Below are 12429 nucleotides of genomic sequence, written 5' to 3'. Positions count from 1 at the left end.
AATTTCAGGATAGAAACACTTTCGATTTTCCACACTAATCAAACAGGCATGTGATCTGAACGGTAATGGTATACAGTTCAATATTCATGAATTCAGCAATCATACGATATCTAATCCAGGGAGGAATCGCACTTGAAACTCGGCGTATTTTTGGTACTATTCGGAGGACGTAAATTGGAGGATGCTCTTGATTATGTAGCATCCAAGGGATTAAAAGCAGTAGAGATCGGAACAGGAGGACATCCAGGCAATGCACACTGTAAGCCGGATGAATTGTTAAGCAATCCTACAGCACTGAAAAACTTCAAAAATGCAGTGGAATCACGTGGTTTGACGATCAGCGCACTCAGCTGTCACGGTAACCCGTTGCATCCGCAAAAGGATATTGCTAAAGGATTCCATGATGATTTTGTCAAAACGGTAGAACTGGCTGAGAAGCTGGAAGTGCCTGTAGTGAATACATTCTCCGGTTGTCCGGGAGACCATGAGGATGCCAAATATCCGAACTGGCCTGTTGCACCATGGCCGAATGACTTTCAGGAGATCCTGAAGTGGCAGTGGGAGAACAAAGTTATCCCTTATTGGACAGAGTGGGGTAAATTTGCAGCAGACCGTAATGTAAAAGTTGGACTGGAGCTGCACGGTGGATTCTCGGTTCATACACCTGCAACCTTGCTGAGACTGCGTGAAGCAGCGGGTGAAGTCATCGGTGCGAACTTGGATCCAAGTCACATGTGGTGGCAAGGCATCGATCCAGTGCAGGCGATTCACATCTTGGGACGTGAAGGTGCGATCCATCACTTCCATGCGAAAGATACAACGATTGATCCGGTAAACGTGAACAAACACGGTGTAACGGATATGCAAGATTATACAAACATGCTGGATCGGGCTTGGCAGTTCCGCTCGGTAGGTTATGGACATGATAACAAGACTTGGGCAGATATTATGAGTGCCCTGCGTCTGGTCGGATATGATTATGTAGTAAGTATTGAGCACGAAGACGGTCTGATGTCGGTTGAAGAAGGATTCTCTAAAGCTGTGCAAAATCTCCAGCAAGTATTGATCGAAGAGCCGCTGGGCGATATGTGGTGGGTTTAGAGCTACACTAGGGGGAAATTGAATATGATCAACGTCACCATTTGGAATGAATTTGTCCATGAGAAAATTCACGATGAAGTAAGGGAAGTCTACCCGGATGGTCTGCATCGAGCGCTGGCTGACGGACTTGGCGGCGAAGGCTTTGCTATTCGAACGGCTACACTGGATCAGCCTGAACACGGATTAAGTGATGAAGTGCTGAATTCCACGGATGTGCTCATATGGTGGGGACATATGGCACATGATCGCGTAAGCGATGAGATCTCGCAGAAGGTTGCGCAGCGGGTACTGAACGGCATGGGGATGATTGTGCTTCATTCAGGTCATTTCTCTAAACCATTCAAAGCGCTGATGGGAACAAGCTGCGATCTGAAGTGGCGTGTAGCAGATGAGCAGGAAATTGTATGGTGTGTGAATCCATCCCATCCAATTGCGGAAGGCATCGAAGGCAAGATTGTATTGGAAAAGGAAGAAATGTACGGGGAGTTCTTCGATATTCCGGTACCGGATGAACTGGTGTTTGTAAGCAACTTCCAGGGTGGAGAAGTATTCCGGAGCGGATGCACGTTCCGGCGTGGTGAAGGTAAAATCTTTTATTTCCGACCAGGTCATGAGACGTATCCGACCTATTACAAGCCGGAAATATTAAGAGTGATTAGCAACGCTGTGAAATGGGCATATCCTGCCCGTAGCTTTAAGCCGGAATTTGGCAAGAGCGAACCTGTAAGACCATTTGGTGGCGTGCTGGTTTAATTCATAAGCGATCGGAAAGTTGTTCTGACGTCGGAGTGCTAGTGTGAAATATTCTTTAGTTTAACTTATACTGATAATCTATACGAAGGAACCCTTCTCCAAGTCAATGATGACTGTGGCAGTTGGGTTCTTTTTGGGTAAGATAGTACTATGGGGAAGTTATACGATATTTCCCATGGTTATGGGACAGGGTGTACTGTATACTGGGATGAGGATGTAACATCCGATCTGGGTGATATGCTTCTAAAATTTAAACTTTTTAGTTGCAGACGTTTTCTTTGAAGCTTAAATATGTTATTATGAAATATACTAACAAAATGTAAGTTGAGTGATCTCTAAAGAGGTGATTAATGTGGAAGGTCAAGACTTGCGGATGTGTCCGCGTTTTGAGACGGCGTTTTCTTTTTTGGGCAAGCGCTGGAATGGTTTAATTATTCAAACGTTAATGAGTGGTTCGAAGCGATTCAAGGATATCTCCAATCTGATTCCGTCTATGAGTGACAAGATGTTATCTGAACGGATGAAGGATCTTGAAAGTGAAGGTATCTTGGTTCGTCACGTCTATCCCGAGACGCCAGTTCGTATTGAATATGAACTGACGGATAAGGGGAGAGCACTCCAGCCTGTCATGAATCAAATTCAAGACTGGGCTGAGAAGTGGGTTGACTAACGTATAAGCAACATCACCCGCTTTCGTTGCATGAATGACAAAAACCCCTGATTTCTGTGGAAATCAGGGGTTTTTGTCTTAAGTATAATGTGGATTGGCGTTTTTCTCTTGGGCTGTGCACATGTTGTCATGAGTTGTAGTATAATCTATAGAAAATGGCCACAGACGGCCGGAGCGAAGGAGGCCACTTGTCATGAGAGAAGAAAGCTTATCCCGCGAAGTATGCTACGGCAAGCAAGATATTGCAGAACTTGAGAGTGCATCCATTCAGGTCCATCTAATCTACAAAAAAGCTGCAGAGTTGTTCAAGCGCACAGTATATTCCCGTTCGGTTAAGGATGATCTAGCCGAAGTGAATATGTATTCTATGAACAGCGATGGTCCGAAATCAGCTCCGGCGGTGCTGCAAAAATGGATTCAAACGTCCAGGGGCTGGAAGTGTATTGGATGTGAACTAAGGCAACCTGAATCGACAATGTCCCAGATGGAGCAAGCCACGCATGGAAAGCGACTAATGCTGGATGTAGGCGAAGGTCGGTTGGCTCAGGCAGAAATGCTGATTCAGGCGGTTGTCTGGTCTCAATATGAGAAGATTCGAATGTTTGCCCCGTGGCTTGGGGATGAACCCTTTTATAGCGTGCAGGAACTGGATGTCATTGCCCGCTATATTGTGCCTACTTATTTTTCGGAACGACCTTTGCATGAGCAAGGCAAGGTATTCAAAATACACCAACAATATGGTCAGATTCCGCTATATCAGGAGTATGTAGATGTACCTTCCTGCTGCGTGCAGGTGGACGGTGGATTGCTTGAGGGCCGATTGCTGACAGGGGTATATGTATCTGAGGAACAGTTCTTCGGACTCAATCCATATCTGAAAGATGGCGGTGGAGGACGGACATACATGCAGGCTAGTGTCCAATGATAACGTAACCAATAAGAACGTAAAAATGATTTAGATTGGAGAGCCTGTGCGCAGGCTCTCTTTGTTGTACAAGCCTTGTGTGGAGAGTATGCTTCATAAAAGTAACGGCTTTGACACTTTTTTTTGTTGAATAATGTGCCATAATAGAGGTTATGGACAACAGGGTGAGTGATTTTACGCAGGGTGGTGTTACCTACATGAAGAAGAAAATCCCCGGTTACATAGGTGTATGTTTGCTCCTACTGGCGATCTTGGCTGGTTGTAGTGAGACACAGCCTTCAGAGCAGCCAATTGTGAAAGAGACAGAAACAACGAATACGATTACAGTGGCTGTAGATGGAAGTACGTTTTTGCCTGATGCAACAAAGTCCATTAAGCGAGATTTTAGTGAGGGTTTGACACTCAAAAAAGCATTACTGAATAGCGGACTGGTTGATTTTACAGCGGATGGCAAACGGATTCAATCCGTTGGTGAAGTCTCTCTAGATTCTTCGCTTAGCTGGGCTGTCAAATTAAACGGCAAGGATATTGAACAGGAAGATTGGGACATGGAGCTTCATGCCAAAGATGAAGTGATCATTTACGTGAAAGCCGCTGACAGTGGGGGGGATGGCGTTGCATACCAGACAACGTTACTCAAGGTGAGCGGTGGAAACATTATGCCCACTCTCAATCGTCAATATGCTGGCGTCTATGTTCAGGAATGCACAGTTCGCGATGTCTTGAAGTCCAGTGGGATTGTGAGAATGTCGGAGAACAACAAATTTGTTGTTTCGGTCGAGAATGTTACACCCCGCATGAATCAGCGGTGGGTCATTATGGTGAACGACAAGGAATTAATGGAAAATGGTTTGGACATGAAATTGAATCCACGTGATGCGGTTAAGCTTGAATTGACCAGTGCATCCTAAGCATACAACAAAGCCCAATCCCTCTGCAGAGGAATGGGCTTTTTTCATTCAAAAAATATATAAGCGACATTCTGCATAGCATAATCGAAGATTAAATACGACAGATCTCGTTCGGGCAAAGTTCACAGTGACAGATCCCTTGCAGCATCTTCAGATCTTTGATGACAATCATGCCATTGTCATATTCAATCGCATCTTTCTTGCGCAGATCGCTTAACATGCGGTTTACACTTTCACGAGTGGCTCCAATCATATTGGAGAGATCCGTGTGGGTAATCTTTTTGTGAATAATGACATGCTCTCCATGAGGCTCGCCGTATGAATTCGACAGCCGAATGAGGGTGGAGCAGAGCGCGCCTGGTTTGCCATATAACATGAGATCTCGGAACTTAGTCTGAGTTAGCCGGTGATGAATACCCATCCATTTCATAAAGTCGATCGCGAAGTCACAATGCTGGCAGATCAGCATTTCCAGGTCTTTGTGCTCCAGTACACCAATCTCACTGTCTTCCAGCACTTCCGCTGAAAAGCTATGCTTGGAGCCAAAGAAGGGATCAGCCTGGCCGATCATATCACCGGACTGATACATGTACATGATCAGTTCCTTGCCCTCATCTGTTGATTTGGTGATCTGGGCACGGCCCCGTTTCATATAATAAAGTTTGTCAGAGACGTCTCCTTCCCAGTACAGATGGGTACCTTCAGGATAGGTTCTATCTTTCATTGTAACCAGCAGATGGTTGAAATTCGCTTCCGAGAAACAGTTGGTATTGCCGCGCTTTTCCAGTACAGTCGTTAGTTCTCTCATAAGTCTATCTCCCCTTTATGTCCATCGGACGACCTTCTGTAGCTTGCAGTAGCCTCCGAGGTTCGCCGCAAACCGTTGCCGTCCTGATCAGGGTCATCTCGGCCGGGAGGAAGGACGGTACAAATTGCGGTGGTTCAATTTTTAAGTTCAGTATATACCTAAACTTACCTTTTGGGGGGCATGGGAAGGCATCAAAAATGGCGAAATTTCAAACATTGTGATTAAATTCACTTTTAATGGGGAAGGATGTGTTCGATAGCCCTACATTTATTATAGGAAGAGGAAATCAACTTGTTAGCAGACATTACAAAACTAAATTTAAATTTGTTATACTTTGTGAAAAAAATCACATGATTACGTTTTTGGCTATGGTACGATGTGAATGTAAATGAGAGAGACAAACTAATACGAACCTTTAGGAGGATGAGGGAGATGGCTGTAAAGAACGAAGTCGCCCCAGCAAAAGAACCGACAGCAGGTCAGTATATTCAAACGTTAATCGACAAAGCGAACAAAGCACACGCCGCATTTATGAAGATGGACCAGAAGCAGATTGACCGGATTGTGCAAGCCATGGCGCTTGCGGGTCTGGATAAACACATGATGCTCGCCAAGATGGCCGTAGAAGAAACAGGCCGCGGAGTGTATGAGGATAAAATCACCAAAAATATATTTGCAACAGAATATGTGTACCACAGCATCAAGTATGACAAAACCGTAGGTGTGATTGAAGATAACGAATATGAGAGCTTCCAGAAAATTGCGGAGCCGGTCGGTATTATTATGGGGATTACACCCGTCACGAACCCAACATCAACGACGATGTTTAAAGCACTGATCTCCATCAAGACGCGTAACCCAATCATCTTCGGTTTCCACCCATCTGCACAGAATTGTAGCCGGGAAGCTGCTAAAATCCTGCTGGAAGCGGCTGTGAAACATGGTGCACCAGCAGATTGTATTCAGTGGATTGATGATCCTTCCATGGATCGCACGAACGAACTGATGAATCACAATGATGTGGCTCTCATTCTGGCAACAGGCGGATCAGGGATGGTACGTGCAGCGTACAGCTGTGGTAAACCTGCACTGGGCGTAGGACCAGGTAACGTGCCTTGCTTTATCGAGAAAAGCGCGGATATCAATCAGGCAGTTACGGATTTGATTCTGTCGAAGTCCTTCGATAACGGCATGATCTGTGCTTCCGAGCAAGCGGTAATCATTGAAGAACCGATCTTCGATCAAGTGAAGAAAAAAATGATTGCGAACGGTTGTTACTTTGTTAACAAAGATGAAGCAGCTAAATTGACAGCAGGTGCGATTAATGCCGAGAAATGTGCGGTGAACCCGGCGATTGTTGGTCAATCAGCGGTGAGCATTGCGAAGTTATGCGGCATTGAAGTTCCGGCAGGCACCAAAATTCTCGTGGCCGAGATTGAAGGGGTAGGTACGAAATTCCCATTGTCGGCTGAGAAATTAAGTCCGGTACTCGCTTGTTACAAAGTCAAAACGGCAGCAGAGGGCATTGAGCGTGCGGCAGAAGTAGTTGCTTTTGGCGGCATGGGTCACTCCTCGGTTATCCACTCAACGAATGAAGAAGTGATCGGCAAATTCGCAGATCGTCTGCAAACCGGACGGATTATTGTGAACTCACCATCCACACACGGTGCGATAGGGGATATCTACAACACGAACATGCCGTCATTGACACTGGGATGCGGATCATACGGACGTAACTCGACTTCTTCCAACGTAACCGCTGTGAACTTAATCAATGTGAAAAGGGTGGCTCGCCGTACCGTGAATATGCAATGGTTCAAAGTGCCGAACAAAGTCTACTTCGAAAAAGGGGCAACGCAGTATCTTGCCAAAATGCCTGACATCACACGTGTTGCGATTATTACGGATGCCATGATGGTGAAACTTGGTTATGTGGAAAAGGTAGAACATTATCTTCGTCAACGCCAAATGCCAGTAGCGATCGAAGTATTCTCCGATGTAGAGCCAGATCCGTCCACAACAACGGTAGATCGCGGAACGGAAATGATGCGCCGCTTCCAACCAGACTGCATTATCGCACTCGGCGGTGGATCACCGATGGATGCTGCTAAAGCCATGTGGTTGTTCTATGAATATCCAGATACGGACTTCAACGATCTGAAACAAAAATTCATGGATATCCGCAAACGGATCTACAAATATCCACGTCTCGGCGTAAAAGCAAAATTTGTAGCGATTCCAACAACATCCGGTACAGGTTCTGAAGTGACATCGTTCGCGGTTATCACAGATAAAAATCAAGGAAACACCAAATATCCATTGGCCGACTATGAGCTGACTCCAGACGTAGCGATTGTAGATCCGGAATTCGTATACTCCCTGCCTAAAACAGCGGTTGCGGATACAGGGATGGATGTACTGACTCATGCGATTGAAGCTTATGTGTCTGTCATGGCGAATGATTATACGGATGGACTTGCGATTAAAGCAATCCAACTGGTGTTCCAATACCTGGAGCAATCTGCGCTGCAAGGAGATAAACTGGCACGTGAGAAAATGCATAATGCTTCCACGATTGCTGGTATGGCGTTTGCCAACGCATTCCTGGGCATTAACCACAGCTTGGCGCACAAATGGGGCGGTCAGTACCACACCGCACACGGACGCACCAATGCAATCCTGATGCCACACGTCATTCGTTACAACGCGAAAAAACCGACCAAATTTGCATCGTTCCCGAAATATTCGCACTTTGTAGCGGATGAGCGTTATGCCGAAATTGCCCGTATTTTGGGATTGCCTGCTCGCACGACAGAAGAAGGCGTAACCAGTCTCATCAATGCCATTCGCAAACTGAACAAAACATTGGGCATTGAAGAATCGTTCCAGGAAATCGGATTTGATGCCAAAGACTTTGAAGCACATGTAGATTATCTGGCTGACCGTGCCTTCGAAGACCAATGTACAACCGCCAATCCGAAGTTGCCGCTGGTAACTGAACTGGCTGATGTGTACCGCAACGCTTTCTACGGAAAGTTTGAATAAGGAATTAGAACTAAGCGTTCCTTACGGCAAGAGGATCAGGGTTCCCCGAGATGGGGAGCCCCGATTGCCGTCTTTCACACGATAACGAAGAGGGCAGAAAACGGAAGAGCAAAGCATCTGTTTTTCAGGGTCTATTTTAAGATTTGATTTGCTCCGAGTATAGAGGAGCAATGGTTCGGTTCTAGAGAGGTTACATGGAATCCGTGGTGATGTGGCTGTTTGAGCCAGATGTTCACACGATAACGAAGAGGGCAGAAAAACGGAAGAGCAAAGCATCTGTTTTTCAGGGTCTATTTTAAGATTTGATTTGCTCCGAGTATAGAGGAGAAATGGTTCGGTTCTAAAGAGGTTACATGGAATCCGTGATGTGGCTGTTTGAGCCAGATGTTCACACAATAACGAAAAGGGCAGAAAAACAGAAGAGCAAGCATCTGTTTTTCAGGGTCTATTTTAAGATTTGATTTGCTCCGAGTATAGAGAAGCAATGGTTCGGTTCTAGAGAGGTTACACGGAATCCGTGATGTGGCCTTTTGAACAATCCCTTTACACGACAACGGAGGGGCAGAAATAACCTGAAAAAGCGAAGCGTTCGCCTTTATCCCCGGATTTTCCCTTTTCGAAAGGGAATCAAAAAAATCTGGGGATAACAGCGATTGGAAGGTTGTTCTGCCACGCAGTGATCCTGTGTAAAGTTTCGGTTCAATGGGACAAATCGTAGGTGGAGTGAGTTAGTTCACTGACTTTGTGACAAAAATCACAGATGATGAAAGCCCCAAGGCGTATACTGAAAATGTAAGGAAAACATTCATCCCGCGGTTCCGGTTCCCAAGTAGAGAGAACATGATCCGGTTTATGTGAAACAATTCACATTAATCGCGGCTCTGGGCACACAATGATACGAATGAAGCAACATGTTATGTGTCCAGAAATCCAAATTAGTGGAGGGATTACGATGTCGGTGATTGAAAAAGATGTCAAACAACAAACAGGCTGGAGAAACTTTACCAAAGGAACATGGACCAAATCCGTCGATGTGAATGATTTTCTGGCACACAATTTGTCCCCGTATTACGGTGACGAAGCGTTTCTCGCAGGTGCAACCCAGAATACCAAAGAATTGTGGGAGATCGTATCTGATCTGACCAAAAAGGAACGTGATAACGGTGGTGTCCTTGATGTTGACGTGAACACACCAGGTACTATTATTTCTCACCAACCCGGTTATCTGGATCAATCCAAAGAGCAGATTGTCGGCGTTCAGACCGATGCTCCGTTCAAACGTTCCATTCAACCAACAGGCGGAATCCGCATGATGATCGACGCATGTGAGGCATATGGCTTTGAAATGCCACAAGGCGTGATTGATATATTTACAAACATTCGCAAAACGCATAACCAAGGGGTTTTCGATGCTTATACTTCCGACATGCGTGCAGCGCGTAAAGCAGGAATTATCACGGGTCTGCCAGATGCTTACGGCCGTGGCCGGATCATCGGTGACTATCGTCGTGTAGCTTTGTACGGGGTAGACTTCCTGATTCGTAACAAAAAAGGTGAATTGAATGCACTCGAAGTTGATGTCATTGATGAAGATGTCATTCGTCTGCGGGAAGAATTGTCTGAGCAGATTCGTGCATTGCAAGAATTGAAGCAATTGGGTGATATGCACGGATTCGATATTTCCTTGCCAGCGACGACAGCGAAAGAAGCGTTCCAATGGTTGTACTTCGGTTATCTCGCTGCGATCAAAGAACAGAATGGTGCTGCGATGTCACTTGGACGTGTATCTTCTTTCCTGGATATCTACATTGAACGCGACCTGCAAGAAGGCATTCTTTCCGAAGAACAGGCACAGGAATTGGTTGATCATTTCGTCATGAAACTGCGGATTGTCAAATTCTTGCGTACACCGGATTACAACGAACTGTTCAGTGGAGATCCAACATGGGTAACGGAGTCCATCGGCGGTATGTCTGTGAATGGCGAAACACGCGTAACCAAAAACAGCTTCCGTTTCCTGCATACGCTGAACAACCTGGGCCCTGCACCAGAGCCAAACCTGACTGTACTTTGGTCCACGAAACTTCCGGAAGCTTTCAAAGATTATTGCAGCAAGGTTTCCATCGAAACCAGTTCAATCCAGTATGAGAATGATGATCTGATGCGTCCGATCTACGGAGACGATTACGGTATTGCTTGCTGTGTATCAGCGATGAAGATCGGGAAACAAATGCAATTTTTCGGCGCTCGTGCCAACCTGGCAAAAGCTCTCCTGTATGCGATCAACGGTGGTCGTGATGAGAAATCCGGAGCACAGGTCGGACCTGAGTATCCTGCCATTACAAGCGAAGTGCTGGATTACAATGAAGTCATGAAACGCTTCAAACCAATGATGGAGTGGCTGGCGAAGCTGTACATGAACACTCTCAACGTCATTCACTACATGCACGATAAATACAGCTATGAGCGGATCGAAATGGCATTGCATGACCGTGACATTGTACGTACGATGGCTTGTGGTATCGCGGGTCTGTCGGTTACAGCAGATTCACTGAGTGCGATCAAATATGCCAAAGTTAAACCAATTCGTAACGAACAAGGCATCGCTGTTGATTTCGAAATCGAAGGAGACTTCCCTTGTTACGGTAACAATGAAGACAGCGTAGACAGCATTGCTGTTGAACTGGTCGAGAACTTCATGGGCATGATTCGCAAGCACAAAGCTTATCGTAATGCAGTACCAACACAATCGGTTCTGACGATCACTTCCAACGTGGTATACGGTAAGAAAACAGGGACTACACCGGATGGTCGTAAAGCAGGTGAACCATTTGCTCCAGGTGCGAACCCAATGCATGGTCGTGACAAAAAAGGTGCACTGGCATCCCTTGGCTCTGTAGCCAAATTGCCTTATGAACACAGTCTTGACGGTATTTCCAATACCTTCTCCATCGTGCCAAAAGCATTGGGTAAAGAGGAGACTACACGTAAATCCAACCTGACTGCGATGATGGACGGTTACTTCGGTCAAAACGCTCATCACCTGAACGTTAACGTATTTGATCGTCAACAATTGATTGATGCGATGGATCACCCGGAAAACTATCCACAACTGACTGTCCGGGTATCCGGATATGCTGTTAACTTCATTAAACTGACTCGTGAACAACAGTTGGATGTAATCAACCGTACGTTCCATGGCTCGATGTAAGTAATTTGCAAGTAGAGGACCGCTAAAGCAAGGCATTCCAAATCATATTAAACGCACAGCGGATGCGGATACAGAAAGGAAGAGGCAGCATGGTTAAAGGACATATTCATTCACTCGAAACTTTCGGGACGGTTGACGGCCCAGGCATCCGCTTCGTGCTTTTTATGCAAGGATGTCTACTCAAGTGTCAATATTGCCACAACCCTGATACATGGGCGCTGGATGGTGGAAAAGAAATGACGCTAGAGGAGGTACTGGCTGAAATTGAGCCGTATCTATCTTACTACCGCAGCTCCGGAGGCGGGCTCACGATATCTGGGGGAGAGCCGACGTTACAGGCCCACTTTGTAGCCGAAATCTTCAAGGAAGTGAAGCGGCGCTGGGGATTGCATACGACGCTGGACAGCAACGGGTTTAACGAACCGGAGCGGATTCACGATCTTTTGGATAACACAGACCTGGTTCTGCTGGACCTTAAGCATATGGATGACGAGAAACATATCAAGCTGACAGGCAAATCCAACGAGAGAACGTTGAAAACGGCCAAATGGCTATCGGAGCAAGGCCGGAAAATGTGGATACGCCACGTGTATGTGCCTGGTATTCATAACGAGGAAGAGGATCTGCTTAACCTCGGAAGGTTTATTGGAACATTGAATGGCGTCGAAAAGTTCGAAATTCTCCCATACCATCAGATGGGGATCTACAAATGGGAAGCGCTCGGTAAAGTATATCCACTGGATGGTGTTCCTTCGCCAAGTGAAGAAGAAGTGGAGCGGGCGTATCGCCTGATCGAACAAGGTCGCCAGGAAACGGCTGGCATGGCTTGTTCAGGTAAGTGATCTAACCTTTATATATGGTAAAACAATCAACCAAGCAGTCTCTGCGAACATACTTCGCAGGGGCTGTTTTTTTTGTTTCTTAACATGTGGCAAGATGGATTATTTGTCCAGTGAAGGATTTTATCCCTCCATTGATGAATTGTCATCCTTACGATGTAAGCTC

Annotated in this window: 9 protein-coding genes; 8 read left to right on the top strand and 1 reads right to left on the bottom strand. The window is 45.9% G+C overall.

The genetic code is table 11. The features are described from left to right. The first annotated feature begins 132 nt into the window (after nt 1-132). The 5 genes from M1D71_RS18840 (at nt 133) to M1D71_RS18820 (ending at nt 4360) form a co-directional block, all read left to right on the top strand. A complete protein-coding gene (locus tag M1D71_RS18840) occupies nt 133-1101 on the top strand; it encodes a sugar phosphate isomerase/epimerase family protein (RefSeq protein ID WP_036674961.1) in 969 nt (322 codons plus the stop codon). A 24-nt stretch (nt 1102-1125) separates the two neighbouring features. After that, nucleotides 1126-1854 (top strand): ThuA domain-containing protein, encoded by a 729-nt coding sequence (locus M1D71_RS18835; protein WP_458123188.1) that lies wholly within the window; start codon nt 1126-1128, stop codon nt 1852-1854. A gap of 373 nt (nt 1855-2227) precedes the next feature. Continuing rightward, a complete protein-coding gene (locus tag M1D71_RS18830) occupies nt 2228-2524 on the top strand; it encodes a winged helix-turn-helix transcriptional regulator (protein WP_076333333.1) in 297 nt (98 codons plus the stop codon). Between the two features lie 193 nt (nt 2525-2717). Further along, nucleotides 2718-3449, top strand: coding sequence for a hypothetical protein (locus M1D71_RS18825; protein ID WP_458123187.1), 732 nt, complete (start codon nt 2718-2720; stop codon nt 3447-3449). 197 nt (nt 3450-3646) lie between these two features. Beyond that, nucleotides 3647-4360, top strand: a complete 714-nt coding sequence (locus tag M1D71_RS18820) for a hypothetical protein (protein WP_458123186.1) — start codon at nt 3647-3649, stop codon at nt 4358-4360. A gap of 91 nt (nt 4361-4451) precedes the next feature. Here M1D71_RS18820 and M1D71_RS18815 read toward each other — a convergent pair whose 3' ends face one another. Beyond that, nucleotides 4452-5168, bottom strand: a complete 717-nt coding sequence (locus M1D71_RS18815) for a Crp/Fnr family transcriptional regulator (RefSeq protein WP_145322690.1) — start codon at nt 5166-5168, stop codon at nt 4452-4454. Nucleotides 5169-5600: 432 nt separating this feature from the next. Here M1D71_RS18815 and adhE point away from each other — a divergent pair, with 432 nt between their 5' ends. From adhE to pflA, 3 genes are all read left to right on the top strand, one after another. Beyond that, entirely contained in the window at nt 5601-8213 is a 2613-nt protein-coding gene (adhE, locus tag M1D71_RS18810) for a bifunctional acetaldehyde-CoA/alcohol dehydrogenase (RefSeq protein WP_339782901.1), read from the top strand. Between the two features lie 952 nt (nt 8214-9165). Beyond that, nucleotides 9166-11424 (top strand): formate C-acetyltransferase, encoded by a 2259-nt coding sequence (gene pflB, locus M1D71_RS18805; RefSeq protein ID WP_458123185.1) that lies wholly within the window; start codon nt 9166-9168, stop codon nt 11422-11424. 89 nt (nt 11425-11513) lie between these two features. Then, on the top strand, nt 11514-12266 hold the full coding sequence (gene pflA, locus M1D71_RS18800) for a pyruvate formate-lyase-activating protein (protein WP_458123184.1): 753 nt from the start codon (nt 11514-11516) through the stop codon (nt 12264-12266). Nucleotides 12267-12429 lie beyond the last annotated feature (163 nt).

The sequence above is a fragment of the Paenibacillus sp. Z3-2 genome (genome assembly GCF_054161325.1).
This window is presented reverse-complemented; position numbering and strand designations above follow the sequence as displayed.

Excerpts from the sequence above, each read along its gene's own strand:
- M1D71_RS18835 (WP_458123188.1), top strand. The coding sequence starts at position 1,126 with ATGATCAACGTCACCATTTGGAATGAATTTGTCCATGAGAAAATTCAC.
- M1D71_RS18830 (WP_076333333.1), top strand. The coding sequence starts at position 2,228 with ATGTGTCCGCGTTTTGAGACGGCGTTTTCTTTTTTGGGCAAGCGCTGG.
- M1D71_RS18825 (WP_458123187.1), top strand. The coding sequence starts at position 2,718 with ATGAGAGAAGAAAGCTTATCCCGCGAAGTATGCTACGGCAAGCAAGAT.
- M1D71_RS18820 (WP_458123186.1), top strand. The coding sequence starts at position 3,647 with ATGAAGAAGAAAATCCCCGGTTACATAGGTGTATGTTTGCTCCTACTG.
- M1D71_RS18815 (WP_145322690.1), bottom strand. The coding sequence starts at position 5,168 with ATGAGAGAACTAACGACTGTACTGGAAAAGCGCGGCAATACCAACTGT.
- adhE (WP_339782901.1), top strand. The coding sequence starts at position 5,601 with ATGGCTGTAAAGAACGAAGTCGCCCCAGCAAAAGAACCGACAGCAGGT.
- pflB (WP_458123185.1), top strand. The coding sequence starts at position 9,166 with ATGTCGGTGATTGAAAAAGATGTCAAACAACAAACAGGCTGGAGAAAC.
- pflA (WP_458123184.1), top strand. The coding sequence starts at position 11,514 with ATGGTTAAAGGACATATTCATTCACTCGAAACTTTCGGGACGGTTGAC.